Annotated in this window: 15 protein-coding genes; 4 read left to right on the top strand and 11 right to left on the bottom strand. The window is 55.6% G+C overall.

Features of this window, described 5'->3' with window-relative positions; genetic code table 11:
- Positions 1-3: 3 nt before the first annotated feature.
- The 8 genes from QNM96_RS13660 to QNM96_RS13625 form a co-directional block, all read right to left on the bottom strand.
- Positions 4-375 carry a hypothetical protein gene (locus tag QNM96_RS13660; protein ID WP_283837007.1) on the bottom strand — a complete coding sequence of 124 codons (372 nt, stop codon included), beginning with the start codon at positions 373-375 and terminating at the stop codon, positions 4-6.
- Positions 376-690: 315 nt separating this feature from the next.
- Complete coding sequence (locus QNM96_RS13655; RefSeq protein ID WP_283837005.1) at positions 691-948, bottom strand: metal-dependent transcriptional regulator; 258 nt, start codon at positions 946-948, stop codon at positions 691-693.
- Entirely contained in the window at positions 945-1,514 is a 570-nt protein-coding gene (locus QNM96_RS13650; RefSeq protein ID WP_283837004.1) for a hypothetical protein, read from the bottom strand. The genes QNM96_RS13655 and QNM96_RS13650 overlap by 4 nt, the downstream gene beginning before the upstream one ends.
- A gap of 103 nt (positions 1,515-1,617) precedes the next feature.
- On the bottom strand, positions 1,618-2,769 hold the full coding sequence (locus QNM96_RS13645) for an ABC transporter substrate-binding protein (protein WP_283837003.1): 1,152 nt from the start codon (positions 2,767-2,769) through the stop codon (positions 1,618-1,620).
- A gap of 117 nt (positions 2,770-2,886) precedes the next feature.
- Positions 2,887-3,822: a thioredoxin reductase gene (locus QNM96_RS13640; protein ID WP_283837002.1), complete on the bottom strand. Its 936-nt coding sequence runs from the start codon at positions 3,820-3,822 to the stop codon at positions 2,887-2,889.
- 2 nt (positions 3,823-3,824) lie between these two features.
- Positions 3,825-4,955 carry an ABC transporter substrate-binding protein gene (locus QNM96_RS13635; protein WP_283837001.1) on the bottom strand — a complete coding sequence of 377 codons (1,131 nt, stop codon included), beginning with the start codon at positions 4,953-4,955 and terminating at the stop codon, positions 3,825-3,827.
- Between the two features lie 2 nt (positions 4,956-4,957).
- Positions 4,958-6,154, bottom strand: coding sequence for an ABC transporter substrate-binding protein (locus QNM96_RS13630; RefSeq protein ID WP_283837000.1), 1,197 nt, complete (start codon positions 6,152-6,154; stop codon positions 4,958-4,960).
- 181 nt (positions 6,155-6,335) lie between these two features.
- Positions 6,336-7,367: a hypothetical protein gene (locus QNM96_RS13625; RefSeq protein ID WP_283836998.1), complete on the bottom strand. Its 1,032-nt coding sequence runs from the start codon at positions 7,365-7,367 to the stop codon at positions 6,336-6,338.
- Positions 7,368-8,560: 1,193 nt separating this feature from the next.
- Here QNM96_RS13625 and QNM96_RS13620 point away from each other — a divergent pair.
- Positions 8,561-9,814, top strand: coding sequence for an FAD/NAD(P)-binding protein (locus QNM96_RS13620; RefSeq protein ID WP_283836997.1), 1,254 nt, complete (start codon positions 8,561-8,563; stop codon positions 9,812-9,814).
- A gap of 385 nt (positions 9,815-10,199) precedes the next feature.
- On the opposite strand, the gene QNM96_RS13615 is transcribed toward QNM96_RS13620, so the two are convergent.
- The gene (locus tag QNM96_RS13615) at positions 10,200-11,930 is read right to left on the bottom strand and encodes a transposase (RefSeq protein WP_283836996.1); all 1,731 of its coding nucleotides are present in this window, start codon (positions 11,928-11,930) and stop codon (positions 10,200-10,202) included.
- 297 nt (positions 11,931-12,227) lie between these two features.
- On the opposite strand from QNM96_RS13615, the gene QNM96_RS13610 reads away from it, so the two are divergent.
- A complete protein-coding gene (locus QNM96_RS13610; RefSeq protein WP_345782533.1) occupies positions 12,228-12,776 on the top strand; it encodes a hypothetical protein in 549 nt (182 codons plus the stop codon).
- A gap of 544 nt (positions 12,777-13,320) precedes the next feature.
- Positions 13,321-13,710: a hypothetical protein gene (locus QNM96_RS13605; RefSeq protein WP_283836994.1), complete on the top strand. Its 390-nt coding sequence runs from the start codon at positions 13,321-13,323 to the stop codon at positions 13,708-13,710.
- A gap of 252 nt (positions 13,711-13,962) precedes the next feature.
- Here QNM96_RS13605 and QNM96_RS13600 read toward each other — a convergent pair whose 3' ends face one another.
- A complete protein-coding gene (locus QNM96_RS13600) occupies positions 13,963-14,463 on the bottom strand; it encodes a hypothetical protein (RefSeq protein WP_283836993.1) in 501 nt (166 codons plus the stop codon).
- Positions 14,464-14,510: 47 nt separating this feature from the next.
- Here QNM96_RS13600 and QNM96_RS13595 point away from each other — a divergent pair, with 47 nt between their 5' ends.
- Positions 14,511-15,326: an IS5 family transposase gene (locus QNM96_RS13595; RefSeq protein ID WP_283836992.1), complete on the top strand. Its 816-nt coding sequence runs from the start codon at positions 14,511-14,513 to the stop codon at positions 15,324-15,326.
- Positions 15,327-15,632: 306 nt separating this feature from the next.
- On the opposite strand, the gene QNM96_RS13590 is transcribed toward QNM96_RS13595, so the two are convergent.
- Positions 15,633-15,779 (bottom strand): hypothetical protein, encoded by a 147-nt coding sequence (locus QNM96_RS13590; protein ID WP_283836991.1) that lies wholly within the window; start codon positions 15,777-15,779, stop codon positions 15,633-15,635.
- Positions 15,780-15,789 lie beyond the last annotated feature (10 nt).

Below are 15,789 nucleotides of genomic sequence, written 5' to 3'. Positions count from 1 at the left end.
CAATTATCGAGGATCGTTTTCGGTATCGGTCGCTTCGCCGATCAGTTCCGAGAGCTTCTCCTGGACGATCGATTCGAACATCTGCTCTGTTAACCCGTGCTGAACGTCGACGGTTAGCATCGCGTCACAGTCGTCGACGATTTCTGGGGCCCACTTGCCCGCCGCGAGCTTCGATTCTTCCGTCACGACTGCTTGGCCGTTTTCGATATCGATGAATGCGGTAACAGTATTCCAGAGATCGACTCGAGCGGTGCTCGCTTCCTCGTAGAGTCCCGATAGTCGCGTTTGTTCGATTGGATCCGATTGGACTTCCTCACGCAGGTCCTCGAGGGCTTCGACGTACTGTGGAGAGTCAATTGGCTCGTCGTTTTTCATCGTCCACACCTCCTCGCTGACGATTTGGTACTCATGCGATCGGTTGATTTTATCAATCCAAACATAAGTGCCTCACCCTTTGATGCTCAGCGAAACCCGGCTCGTTCCCACGCCCGTCATCCCACCATCGTGTGAGAACGGCGACCTGTGCGGACGTGGGATGGTTCGGTTGTGAGAATCTGTGGAGGCGAGTCGGACAGGCAAACAGCGAGGTGTACCAACCCTCGAGTGGACAACCCCGAAGCTCGCCCGGGACAGTCGGCGGAGGGGGAGACCCATGATACTCGAGAAGGAATTCGGGTTCGTCGACCTCGATTACGTCACGAAAAACCGCAAGAGAACATCGGATTTCTCGAGCAAATCACTGCCGACGTTCCGCCCCCCATCGGTAAGGGGTACGCCGTAATAGGGTTCGTACGTAAGCAAGCCCTCGGCCTCGAGTCGCTGTAACATTTCAGTTGCCGCCGCCGGCAACCGATCCAGTTTCCTGGCCACGGTACCCGGTGAAATCGGCTCCCGTTCGTCCCGGGCTATCATGTAGGAGACGAGTACATAGCGAGAGCGCTGGCTCATACTCGTCGAGTGGGAGAGATTACACCCCTGGTCCCCGCATATCGTTCTATGAAGCGACTCCTGCCGTTCGCGAACGATCGTCTCGCAATGGGAACGGTGAGTAGAAAGGGTGTCGTGTCGAGCGCACGGTACATCGTTTCGAGTTCGGTCCTTCGACGGTCGACAACTGAACGGATCGCAGCTTTCATTTCGGGGGAAAACCGGCCGGATGCCGACGACGACAGTGCGAGGGCGATTTCTGCCCGCAGCTCTTCCTCGATCGTCTCGACGAGCGGTTCCGTTTCATCGATAGCATCGACACTGTGGGGTCGAACGGTCCGTGCGAAGAGCTCCCGAACGCGATCGATTTCGGCGGCCTGGTTTGCATTTCGTTTCAGCAACCGCGTGTCGAATATCCGACCACAATCCGAGCGGGGAACTGCTTCGGCCGTGTCGACTGATGCGACGGCATCGAGGTCGCGAACACGCGCGTCGAATCTGGCGAACGCACTCACCTTACTGCCGATTTTCGTTCGTTCATCGGTTGTTCGATCGAGCGCGTGGTAGATCGCAGGAGAGATCGTCACGAACGACCAACTCGGAGGGGAACAACCCGCCGTGAATACGCCGTAGTGTTCGGCGAAATACGTCGGAAGCGTGCCGAGAGACGCTTGAATCGATTTTCTGGGATCATACGTTTCCGGTAACGATATCTGCGACTCGCTGACGATCGAACAACTGGGAACCTCCCGTTGGGTCGCCGAAAATATCCGGATATAGTTGCTTTGCTGCGCGCTCGGTGAGGAAGAGATTGTGGATGGGTCCCTGATGGAGGTATCCGCCGCGGTAGACTGCGTCGTTTGTAACTGCCGTCAACTCGCTTCCGACAGGATGGTCTCGCATGTACTCGAGAACGATTTCTCGAAACTCCGAACGAGACCGGCGCTCGTGGCCGCGAAGAAGAATAACGTCCGGGTCGATGTCGAGGAGAGCTTCATAATCGAGAGTGCCTCGCTCCGTCGAGCTGAGGTGATCGATATCGCTCGTTGCGAGCGCGTCTGTGGGGCCGAGATCACGCCACTGTTTCGTACTCGTACCGTTATCATCGAGTCGATAGGGCGAAAACGAATCCGGTTCTGTGGTCTCGTCGTACGCAACGAGAACGCTCGGGCGCTCATTTACCGGCGGGAGTTTGGCATGTATCTTCGCAATGTATTCATCGTGTAATTGCTCGAAGGCCTCGTAGCGTTCCTCCTGTTGAAACACAGCCGCAACCGTTTTGAACGCCTCGTACAGCGTATAATATCGATACTCGTGCCACTCGTCGGACCGGCGAAATATCAAGTTCCCAATAAACGGTCCGACGTTTGTGGTGATTTCCTCGAGGTCATCTTCGTCCCAGTCGAACCACTGTTTCATCATTTGCGGGTCGTACAGATGAACGTCGTTCTCGAGTTCGTAGAACTGCTCTTTCGTTCGGACTTCCGGATTGGCTTCGATCGTCTCTCGGTCGACCGTCACGCCAGGTAGCTCATCGTAGACGTGCGTATGGAAGCGATGTGCACCACCGCTACCGGTCATCCCGTCGGCTTGCCCCAGTGCAATTCCCATGTCGGCATAGCTTCCGTTGTAGGCAATCCACTGCTCGGGAACGGATTCGAATGTGACCGCGCCGGCTGGTTCCATCGAAACGGTATATGAACCGTCTCCTACGGACGGGTCCGGTTCTGCGTCCTCGACACAGCCAGCAAGCAAACCACCGCCGACGACTGCTGTGCCGCGTTTGATGGTCTCTCGACGCGTCGTTTCGTCGCGAACGGGTGAACTGGAACCAGCGCCCATGTTTTTAGGCTAGCCTAAAAGGTAATAGTATTTTCGATTTTTTGGGCAACCTAAAAATTAAGCCTCCAACACGACCCAGCGAGCCTGGAACGCGTTAGGTGTCCCCACGTCCGAATATTATGTCGAGTCGAGGTTACTGGATTCTTCGCCCTCGACGTACTCTACGATTTTACGAGTATCCAACGCGTCCAGGACTCGATCGGTTCCGAGTGTCTCGACGAGTCGACGGAGACCACGTTCGGATCTCTCCTCGACGGCCGTATCGGATACGCGTGCCTCGAACACCCGATCGATATACTGTTCGCGCAGTTCGACGAAGCGTTCTTCATCGACGTCGTGGTCGTCCTCGGCCTCGTTTTCGAACCATTCCCGCCAGCGGTCACGACCGCCCCATTCGCCGGAGAATTCGGCATCCGGGCGGAGCCAATCGTAGTGTTCGGCAACGCCGCCGGGGTACCCTTGCTCGTGCCGGTGATCCTCGAGAACGCACCGTCCGACGTGTGCGCCCTGTCCAGCGGCGACGATGGCCTGTACGCTTCGCTGACCGGACGGCGACGCGACGTACAGTCCATCTATCGGCGTTCGTCCGTCTTCATCGGAATACTCGGGATCGAAGTGCTCGTGTTCCTCTCCGTGGTGGTCGTGGTGTTCGAACATCGCATCACGGCCGAGCGGTCGGAGGTACTCGCCGTCGTACCACGCGGCCGCAACGACCTTTTTAGCGCTGACGCGCCGACCGTCCTGTGTCTCGACGACGAACGCCGAATCATCTTCGGTTCGATCGACGGATTCGACCATATCCGAGACGATATCGCAACCAGCCTCCTCCGCATGCGCGTGCATCAAATCGTAGAAGGCCTTGATATCGATTCCCGCGGGAAATCCGAGGTAGTTCTCGAGGTGGGCACACCGGCGGAGCGCCGCGTTGCCTCGATCGAAAATACCAGTCTCGAGACCGTACATAGCAGTGAATACCCCTGCCGAACACCCCGAAGGTCCTCCGCCGACGACGACGACGTCGAAGTCGGTCGAACCGAAAGCATCGTCGACCATACTCAGACCTCCCCGTTGATGATGTCCGCTACTCGCTGTCTATCGAACAGTCGTTCGTCGCCGAATTCGTCAGGGTAGAGCCCCTGGGAAGCTCGCTCGAGCTGGAACAGGTGAATAATCGGCCCCTGATACGTTACCCCACCGTAGAAAACACACTCGTCCTGAACAGCCGTGAGCTCGCTTGCAATGGTGTGGTTTTGCAGGTGCGAGCCGATTTCTTGATCGAAGTACTCTTGTGTGATCTCACCCTGGAGCCGTATCGCGATGGCGTCCGGATCTATCTCGAGCAGGGTTTCGTAGTCGATTGTACCGCCGCCCGCCTGTGTGTCCACAACGTCGTTCCGTGCGAGAGCATCCTCGACGTGCAGGTCGTTCCAGTGTTTGGACTGCGTTCCGGAGCCGACGAGATACGGGTAGAACGACTCGGGAGGGACGTTCTCGGGGTAGAGAATCGCGAGAGTGGGCGACTCGTCCGGAAGCCGCGCTTGGACATCCTCGAGAATCTCGTCGTGGTACTGTTCGAACGCCTCGAACCGTTCGTGTTCCTGAAAGAGCTGTGCGATTTTCTCGAAGGCCTCGTACATCGTGTACTCAGCGTAATCGTGCCAATCATAGGCATCCGTGTAGGTCGTGTTTCCGACAAACGGACCGACGTACTCATCGATCTCGTCGACATCGTCCTGACTCCACTGTAATCGGTTGACCATGAAGTTGGGATCGATGATGTGAACGTCTGCATCGAGTTCGTAGAAGACCTCCTTACCGGTACCGTCCTGCCAAAGTTCCGTGAGGTCGTCCTTGTCGACGAAAACGCCGGGTAACTCTTCGTATAGATGTGAGCCGAAACGGGCACGAACACCGATCGCGGAAAGTCCGCCCCCCTGCCCGAGTGCGACACCCATGTCGGCGTAATCCCCCGTATACGGGAACCAGGTTTCGGGAACCGCATCGAACTCGACCGGCCCGACCGGTTCCATATCGACCGAATACGTCTCCTCTACTGGCGTCGTCGGTTCGGCCCCGGTATCGCTCGTACAACCGGCGAGCAAGCCGCCTCCAATAACCGCACTGCTGTACTTTACGTACGACCGTCGAGTCGGTGCCTCGAGTCGATCCGTATTAGTGTTCGTCATTCTCAGAAGTCCCCCTGGATAACAGCTGCGACGTAGTCGCGATCGAACAGCTGTTCGTCCTCGGGGATCTCGGGATACGTGTCCCCACCATACCCCGGCCACTCGCCGAACTGGTCCGGGTACAGCTGTTTTGCCGCCATCTCGAGTTGAAAGAGATTCATGATCGGGCCCTGTATCGGATTCCCCGACGCGTAGACGCGATCGTTCTCGACGGCCGTTAGCTGACTAGCGACCGGATGATCCTCCAGCGTTCCACGAATATGGTCCACGTCGTAGGATGCGATTCCGAACCGGTGAAGGAGAATATCGGGATCGATTTCGAGCATGGTCTCGTAATCGTAGGCGGTCTCGTACGTGATGTCCTCGGCCGCAAACGCATCAGGTACTTCGAACGGACGGAGATCGGCAGTTGCGAATCCCGAAGCGTTCGTTTCCGATGGATAAAACGTCTCATCCATAACAATGACCGATCCGACCGTCGGTCGCTCGTCTTCGGGCGGGAGATTCAACTGAATCGACCGAATCAGCTCCTCGTGTACCTCAGTGAGAGCCTCGAATCGGTCTCGTGCCTGGAAGACTGCAGCGACGTTCTCTGCGATTTCCCAGAGCGTATAGTATTGATAGTCATCTCGACACTCCTCGGGTGGTTCAGCGTGTTCGCGACTATACGTATTCCCGAACCACGGGCCGACAGTCGACTTGATCTCTTCGACATCGGAACGGTCCCACCCGTCCATCGACGAGACGAGACACGGATCGAGGAGATGCAGATCCGAATCGAGTTCGTAAAACAATTCTTTATCGATCGTCACGCTTCCCGAGCCCGTGTTGAGCTGGGTTAGGTCGCTTCCGTCGAACGAAACACCCTCGAGAACGTCGTAGAAGGAATTCAGTGCCTGTCCTTCCGCCTCGGCGTCGAAACCGAGCGAATTGATCGAATCACCGTGCCCGTACGCGACGGCCATATCGGCGTACAACAGACTGTAAACCAGCACATTTTCCGGAACATCGGAGAAAGTGACCGCACCTGTCGGTGCCATCGTGACGGAGTACGTCCCGTCTGGATCTGCCTCCATTGAATCCGCGCGATCATCGTTCAGGCATCCGGCGAACAGCCCGCCGCCGACGACGGAGCCACCGAGTTTGAGGTACTGCCGTCGCGTGGGTGTTTCGGCGCGGACGGTATTTTCGGAACTCATGCCGCGAGGTCACCAGTACGACGGGGAACCACACGACGAGAATTACCGACCGCCCCAGTGTACCCTGCGTCTGTTCTCCTCCGAGTTGTCTCACGTTGAGCGAAGATACGCACCATATGATTTAGGCCAACCTAAAACACAATAGTGCTTTCGATTTTGGCCAGCCTAAACCAGGAGAGAATTAGTATGGCACGCCACAACGCGGACACATCAGCGGTCCACCCTCCGAAAGAGCAAGCCCGCAGTGTGGACACTCCCCAGCAGGTGACGTAATTTCGTCAACTATCTCGTCCGTTTGTTCGCGGATCCCATCGAGAGATCCGATCCCGTCCGCACCGTCGGCCGGTGGAATCGACTCCTCACCTCGAGCGAGCGCAAAACGACCGCGTTCAATTGCAAACAGCTCCTCGCTACGTTCGACCATAGTTTCGAGTTGTTTGTCCGGAAATGAGGGGGTGTCCGGAGCAACGCGAACAAACAATCCGAGAGCCTCGGCAGCACGTCCGCGAACATGAGGGGATTCATCATCAAGGCGAGCCGAAAGCGGGGCAATCACTTCGGACAAAACCTCCGGATACTCACATCCGACAGAGACGATCGCCGTACCAAGGTGATACCGAACGAGTTCGTTCTCGTCGTCGAGGTGCTCTCCGAGAGTGGAGACGTGATGGCGTAATCGACGCGGATTTCCTAACGCAATGTATGCGAGTGCTTTGGACAGTTTTTCTGTGACCTCCGGTTCGTCGAACGACAATCCGATTCGAAGCTCCGCAAGGACGGTGGGGGTTATGACTCCCGCTGGGTGCTCGACGGCAACGTATCCGACCGCCTCAGCTGACCGTGCTCGCACGTAATAGAACTCCGCCTCGTCTCCGAGACGGTCGGCCAGCTCGTCAACGACGCTGACGACCGAGTCCGGATCCGCCTTGGCCAGCGTAACGAATAGCTTCGCGGTCGTCAACCGAACAGCCCGTTGCTCGTCCGTCAAAAAGCGGGATAGCTCAGCTACAACAGGGGAGACAGCAGCCGGCTGTTCCATCGCAAGCGACCGAACGTTTCGAACCAAGCCCTTTCTGCGCTCGGCGTCGGCGTGATGATACGCACGGAGGAGTTTGTAAACGCCGTCGTGTGGGCCGTCTCGAAGTCGCCGCGTTAGTTCATCAATCGGTGGCGGATCCGAAATTTCGTCCATTGGACTCGTTTGGGCAATCATACCGGGTGAGCAAAAACACCGTGGGACAAACGACTTTCCGTCAGTCGGTGCGGTTACTTCGAACTCACAACGTCGCCACTCACACGATTGACCGGCCGTTTACAGATTCATCAGACACTCGTGAGTGCCAATGGCGAAGCCCGAAACGCCCTGATCCGATCACTGAACTGATCATTGATCTGATCACTGAACTGATTCCGGAGTTCTCCAACGATCGGGCGATTGTCGAGGGAGTCTCCGATCACGTCGGACGGTACGGAGCGGTCTGACCGATCACGAACGAAAGGTGCTCACCTCGACAGAATTTCGGTTGAGTCCCCGACTCTCCGCTGTACTGCTCTATCTGGCAATTGACCACCGTAGATGCGGGGAGTTACCGCAGAGGCGTAACTCACAACCGCTCACCGACACTCTTCGATCGACCGAAAGCTATCGCCAGTCGCACGGATCCACGCGTCGGTTCGGTGTGGGGCGATGACAGTGGGTGGATACAGCGTACAGACTTCGACGCTACTGCAACTACGAACGAACGCGTAGAGCGTGGATCTCGGCGCTGTCCGCGGATCAGTTGACGTCTCCCTCGAAGGCCTGGGTTCATTCATGGCTGACTGGTAGTTTTATGGTTCTGATTGGAGGGGGTGGTCGTCTCGTCGCCTATCCCGTACATAGAAGTTATTAAAGTATAGTAGTAGAATAACAATTTTGATTATCGAAGGAGACCCAGATACCAATAACAGTGTTGACGAAGCTAACAGAGATCGGAACGCTCGAGAACGAGCGCGAGTCTGAGACGCTCCGTATCGCGTTTATCGGTTATCCAGGCGTCGGCAAGGCAAATGACGATGGAGATACTTCGACGGCCGTCGACGACGGACGTCTGCCGGTGTTCCAAAGTGGACCGCCGAAACGATACCCATGGAGAGACCCCCACCTGAACGACAGAGCCCCGAACGAGTATACGAGGTGCTCGAACGCCGCAAACGGTCGGTCGCTACCCTCGAAGTCAGTGAGCAATCCGACGCCGATTCGCTCATCGACTTGGCCGAAACAGCGGGATATAGCGCGGCCCATTTCGAATGTAACTGCCAGTGCCACGATGCTCGCGTGCTGGCACGGCAACGAGCGAACTGAATGGAAGATGACCCTCGAGTCACCGCAAGTCGGGGACAGTTCTATCGGCGGTGGACCTGCGGATGGCCATGACGGAGATGAATCCTGACGCCCTCGTCACAATCGTCGGAGGTGGCGTCCACGGCGTTCATCTGGCCGTTCGGCTCCTGCAGGCGGACCTAATAGCCCCGAGCGAGTTGCGTATCGTCGACCCGTCTGGGCTCCTCAAGTCGTTTCGCCAGAAGTGTCGCCAATGTGGGATGGTCGAGTTCAGATCTCCGTTCGTCCATCACGTCGCTACCGATCCGTTCTCCCTCAGGGATTTCGCTCGAGCACGGGGGCGAGAAGACGAACTCCGTTCAACGACGGTCGGCGCAGAGCGACCGACGGCGTCGTTGTTCTTTGACCACGCAGAGTGGGTTTGCGATCGACACAACCTCGAATCGATCCACATAGACGCTCGAGCCACTGCTATCCGAGATAATCGGGGTGCTGTCGAGATCGAAACTACGCAGGGTCGCATCTCCACTCGGTGGTGTCTCCTCGCCATCGGACACGGTCGCTCCTTTACCGATCCGGAGTGGGCGACCGAACTGGTCTCGACACAGCCGGTGACTCACGTCTGGGATCCGACGTTCGACCCTGATTCGATCGGCGAGACATCGTCCGTCGGCATCGTTGGTGGTGGCATCACCGCCACACAACTTGCGACGACGCTCGCTCAGATGCCGGGGCGTGACGTGGTTCTGTTCGCCCGAAGCCCGTTTCGGGTGGAGACACTCGAAGCGAGCACCGACTGGATGCACTTTTCGGGCGTCACCGAGAAACTCCACGCACACCCACCGGCGTCGCGTGCTCGCGAGGAACTAGTAGCTGAGGCTCGAAACGATGGAGCGATGCCACCATACGTGTTTCGCCGACTACGGCGGTCACTCGAGCAGGGGCAGATCAAACTCGAGCGATCGGAAATCGCGGTTGCAACCGAAGCTGGCGGGACAGTCGTCATCACCTGTCGCGACGGCAGCGCGTATTGTCTCGACAAACTGGTCTGTGCGACGGGGTTCGGATCGCCGTACGACGGTGAGCTGTTTCGTCACCTGCGCCGAGACTCTGGGCTGCAGACGGGCTATCACGGGGCGCCTGTTTTGGACGACGACACGCTCCGATGGATGCGTCAGGACGGGACGCCCTCACAGATCGTAGTTTCAGGCGTCGCGGCACAACAGGTCCTCGGCCCGTTCGCCCGAAACGTGATCGGTGCCAGACGAGCGGGAGAGCTCGTTGTCGGATTCCTCGAGTCCGAATTCGACGTCGAGAAACGAGGCGCCCGCCTGTGAACGGAATCAATCCTCTTCCTCGCCGCCACAATGTGTGCTGGATCAATCGGAAATGTCCGTTCCCGCACACTGATTCACTCGTTTCGTCCGCCCCGGAACGGCGACGACAGCATGTGCTAGGGGCCTTTCGAGGTGTTTAGCCCCACTCGGTGTAACAAAGCATGCTTAGCAGAGATGGTTCTCGATTTCACATTCTTCGCGTGCTTATAAACTTACAAATGAAACTAGAAAATTCGCGAGCTGGCGACTCTAAATCCGGGGCGAAAATCGGACGAGATCGAATTAGCAGCTATAGGTTGGTCACCCATGTGACAGGAGGTCCAAAAATACGAAAAATCGACAGCGCGGCCGCTACCGAATCAATGAACTCGGAGTGGGGAAAGCGTTACCCGAACTCACGCAGGAAGTCGCCCAACGCTCGCACGAACGTCTTCGCCGTAATTACTGGCGGCGACCGGATCGGCTCGTCGAGCGCGACCTTGATCAAATAGTCTGTGAGCCGCCACAGGTTATAGATCAGCGTCGATAGCGCGAAGTTACACAGTCGAAGCCGATAGTCCGTCGACGACGTCTTCGGCATGAAATCCTTGATCGACTTGTACTGGTTCTCGATATCCCACCGCCGACTGTACCCGTTCACGACACTCGAGATCTCTTCGGGCTCGACGCGGTCCTGGTTTGTCACAAATACTGCATACTTTCCGTCGGCATCGTCGCTCGTACTCGGGGCATAGAGGAACTCTGCCTCGTGATGGATCTCACCATCGATTCCGAACGGGACGTCGTGCTTGACAGCTTCATCCGCTGTTGGATGCTCCTGAATATTCTGGATCGCCGCTAAATCATCCTCGTACGTCGGCACTGGAGAGAGATACGTGAGCCCGCGCTCGTGAACATCTGCGTACACGCGATTGACGTAGAACCCTCGGTCGAACATCACCAGATCCAGATCGACGAACTGTTCCGCGCGGTCGAGCAATCGGCTCACTAAATCGGCTTTCGAGTACGATGGAGAGTCGTTTGGCTCCCATGTAGAATCCTCCTTGACCGGCTCAATGCCGAGGACGATCGGTGCGTGGTCACCGACCAGCGTGATGGTGGCGTACTTGTACCCACGTTTGTACTCGCCGTCTTTCTTGTACCCGCTCACCATCTTCGGGTAGTCTGGCTTCGCGATACCTGCTTCCTTGTCCTCCCACGGCCAGACGTGGAATTGCTCGTGGGTGATGTCGATCGCTGCAACGGTCTCACGCGAGTCGAATGGATCGTCCCCCCGGATCGAGTTGATAATGTTCTCCGTGGCGGCGTTGAACGCTGTCATAATCGCGTCCCGAATTTGGTCGATCTCGGGCATCGAATCATCGTCCCCGAAATCCTCGAACGTGAGCTGGCCGTCCGAATCCTCTGGCGTAGCGATCTTTTTGATTGCCCGTAGGAACGTTGAGTCATCGCAGATGAGGTCGTCATCAGTGAGCCAGCCGTACTCGGCTTCTGAGTGGGCACTGCCGTTGTTCGCACAGATACTCGCGAACATATCCAGCATCACCTCGTCGGAGTACTTCTTGTGGGCTGCTCGATGGGTGTCGAATTCGGGAATGACGTGTTTGCGAGCGAGCGTCAGCGTCTTCTGAGCTTTCTCTTTCTTGTACTCGTTCTTGCTCGGCGATTCATCCTCGTCATCCGTTGGAACTGACGGAACGAGGCCTTCCGTGAGGACGTCGTTGTCGAGAGCCACCTGCCGGATGCCAGCAACCGTCTGATTGAGGACTTCCTGAGTGTCCTCGCTGAACTGCGCGTGTGCGTACGAAAGCTCTTGTTGGGTGGGCGTATTCGAGAGATCGGTAATATCGAGGTGGAAGCTCTTGACTAAGCTCGGCTCCCGGCCAAGTCGTTGCGCTAATTCGTTCTGGGAGATGCCGCGAATTCCCTTGAACAAGAGCGTGCGGAACATTTCGTCGGTCCCGAAGTTAACGCGGTTCTGATCGCGGGCATCCTCCAGTTCGGCGACGGGGATTGAGAGTTTCCGGATGACATCCCAGAGATGGTCTTCTCGTTCACAGAGCGTCTCCGCGTGAACAATGATTGACTCAGCGACAGCCGACGGGTCAGTCGACATTGTACCACCTCTGGGGCGAGCTACTCCGCTGCTGGGCTCTGCTCGAGCAGAGACTGGAGTGATACTGTGTAGACGTGGCTACTGCGTAGGAACGAATATCAATATAGAGTGGAGTGAAAATATAGTCTGACATCAGCGTCGATTGTCTGCTCTAAACTTGTGGTCGGAGATATATGAAGGGGTATGCGTGCTGTACTTGGAGAATTGATTGTGACTACAATTCGGTGTGGTTCAAGAATCAGTTTGAATCAAATATCGATTGGATTTATAGTGATGGGTGGAGAACAGGGAGATACGATGGGCTTGGACGAACTCGAGGCGTTTCTTCGGAAGAAGGGGGCGGCGGAACTCATCACGGAGATCGGGACGGGAACAGCGACGTTCAACGCGCTCGTCGACGCGGTTTCAATAAGTGGATCGACGGTTTCCACACGACTTTCAGAAGGCGTTGGGAACGACGTGTTCACAGTGAGTCACAGACCAACCGAGCATGGGACAGAGAAGCGGTATGCGCTCACAATCCTTGGACGTCGGATCTATGATTGGGCAGTACAGACGGAGTTCGAGCGAAAGGTCCGAGAGCTCCGACGGATTCGGCAGGAACGTGAGACGGCATTCGAGCAGCTGGTTGGGAAAATTAACCGGGATATGGAGATTCGTAAAATGGTCTCCGATTCAGACCTGATCCAAGATCAAGATATTGACCTCCCTGAAGGCACGTCATTCGTGCCGAAGACACCGTCAGGGGAGGAGCTTCGAAAAGCCAAATACGAGCGTATGGAAGCGAACCTCAAGCCAGTCGAAGAAATTGAGCAGAACGATAAGGAAAGAAGAAGCAGCAAGTGAGATGGCTCTGGAGAAGCCCTAGCTATAGTAGCCACTGAAACGATTTACACACTGATCGCGAAGCCGTCTTTCGATTGGGTGTGCAATGACTTTCAGTGGCTACTATAGCAGTGATTTCGAATTTTGGGCCTCTATTTCATTTCCTTTGAAGCTGTACACTCAGAGTATCATAGAATACGCCTCACACCCTGTACCTAACGATTATACAATTTCAAATTCGCGTATAAGTCAGTAACCTCGTCAGTCAGTGGTTGTGCTCAAGATCAAGACCGTGAATACTGCCTATTGAGAACCATTGTATGACACGCTCTCAAAGCATATGGCGATTCCGGGGATGAACATTGTTGGATTCTCGGTATCCACAATTGGGGCAATACAGATGATGATGATAAAGGACCAGCAGGGAATATGATGATCGGGATTGAAGACTTCTTCGGCGTGAACGTGAACTACTAGTCGCAAATCGTATTGACAACATTAATTACCTTATCTGTTCTGACACCCATACAACAAGGCATATATTCAAGGCCGGACGAGAAAATATATGGCAAATAGACGTAATATCCTCCTCACCGGTGGAACCGTATTAGCAGGCGTTGCAGGAACATTCATGCTACTCAACCGAGATGAAAATATCGAACATGTGCTCTTAGTTCAAAACAACCGTGATACGGAATATGAAGTTATGGTTGAAGGAGAACTTAACGATGAGCCATTCACATTTGGCCCTGAAACAGTCAAAGGGGGCCAAACTTGGACAGTAGACCGGATTGATCAGGGAGGAACACTCTCAGCGAGTTTTACCGTTGATGGTGGAGAGGTTTGGCAAACTACCCACGAAATACCTACTCCTGAGGGTGATCGACGATCCTTTGCACATCTAATCCTCGAGCCAGATGGTGAAGTCTTCCATACTGTGAAGCAAGAAGACTAACCATCACGGTTAGCAGTAGTTTCGAATTTGGCGCTATATTTCAGGTAGCTTCCTTGCTTTTGCCGCTTCGAAATTGGCTTCGCGAATCCCGAGGAGGAACTCGAGTCCGGTCACTCGAACCCCTGTGTGATCTAGGTTAGGGGAGTTCGTGGTTGAGTGCAACCCAGAAATTGAACAGCAGCTGCCCCGTTCCGAGGTAGAAGGCACGGACTTGAGGACTATCAGAGCCACACCATCCGATGAAGTCCCGTTTTAGCTGCCGTATTGCTGTTTCGACCCGCTATCGGTACCGGTACTGATAGGCGAGGCCCCGGAGATCGCGTTCTTCGACGTCCATGTTGGTGTTCCAGACTGACCACATCCCATTGCTCTCGATCGCGAGTTCGTCGCAAACTTTAACCCCTCCACCCCCGCGTATTCCATATCATCAAAGGTGTCTGATCCGTTCATCTCGGTGCCCTCTGAGGCGCTCTCATTGTCATTTTCTGGGGTGAACTCGCCGAGAGTCGACGTCTTCGATTTGCCGTCAGCATTTTCACCCGTCGATTTGATCGTCTCCTTGTAATCGGGACAGGCGAAGATATTGATCACCTTCTTGTCCTCTCCGAATTCGACTCTTTTCTGTCCGCCAGGGGTGTTTGCCGTAGTTTCTTCACAAGGGTTTTCGCGTTTTTCCCGTTCGTCTCCCTCCGAATTAACAAGTTCATATGCCTTGTTTTGCTTCCGAATGACGACAGTCTCAGACGCTCTCACGGATATATTCCGTCAGATTGACCGGGAAATGGACGCCGTCTGGCGATATGGCATCGTTCAGACGGCTAGCGCGAATGTATCAAGACCTTGCCAAACAGCACGTTGACGATCCGGACGTACCCGCCGCGCCGGACGGCGCGGCCGGGTACGCCAAGTGGACACAGATCGCGTTAATTCTGTTCCGCGTCGAACTGGAGAAGAGCCTCCGTGAAACTGAAGACTACCTCAACGAGATGCCAGGTGTTCTTGCTGTATTCGATCTCGACGAGGCACCGCACTACAGTTCGTTCTGCCGGTGGGAAGACGAGTATCGGATGCGTGAACTCCGCCGCCTGCTCCGCGCTTCGGCGGAGCAGGCGGGCTGGAGTGGTGAAGCTGCGATTGATGCAAGTGGCTTCCAGCGCGATCAAACCAGTTACCACTACCGCGACCGAGCGAACTACTCATTCCAGTCGATGAAGACAACGATCTTGATCGACGTGAACTCACTAGCGATCAAGGACGTTCACTTTACGACGCAGAAGGCCTGGGACGGCCACATCGGGATGCAGGTCTTCCGCCGGAACGCGGAAGACCTGCGTGTGTTGTCTGCTGACGCGAACTACTCGTGGAGCGACCTCCGTGAGGAGTGTCGCTCCGAGTCAACACGACCGTTGATCAATCACAGGGAACAGACACCGTTGCAGAAGGCCCACAACGCACGAATGAACGATGACTACAACCAGCGCTGGATGAGTGAAACCGGCTTCGCGCAGTTGAAGCAAGACGACGGCGAGAAGCTCCGCTCCCGGAGCTGGCACGGCCAGTTCCGGGAGCTAACTCGCAAGTGCATCGTGCATAACCTAACGCAGGCGGCGAGTTAGGGCTCGCCGCCTGCTCCCCTTTTCCGGACGTATCCGGGAGAGGCATCACCGTCGTCACCGGAACAACGGAGCAAGGTACCATAGTTTTGACTCATCAGCAATCACTGTGACTGACAGCTACTGCATCTTCTGAGTTTGAAAAGTCGTCTCTACCGCCGTGAAATTGTAGATCAGCAACCCCACCCCGATGCCGTCTTGCGTTCAACAAGGCAAGTTCAGATCATATTCTTCGCAGACGTCCATGATCTTGGTGTTCCGCAGTCCGCTATCGAGGTAGATCCGGCCAAACTCGAGATTGAACTGGTCTTAGGTGCGTTCGAGCATTGTATCCAGGACGTGATCGTATTCGTCAGCTGCACCGGCGGGTTCGAAGCCGAGGACATAGTTGCAATCGGGGGTAACGATCGAAAGGACAGCGACAACCCAGAACCAGGTGGTATTGGTTTTTACCACTGTAATCATC

Origin of the sequence: Halostagnicola sp. A-GB9-2, assembly GCF_030068615.1 — an archaeon.
GTDB lineage: Archaea > Halobacteriota > Halobacteria > Halobacteriales > Natrialbaceae > Halostagnicola.
This window is presented reverse-complemented; position numbering and strand designations above follow the sequence as displayed.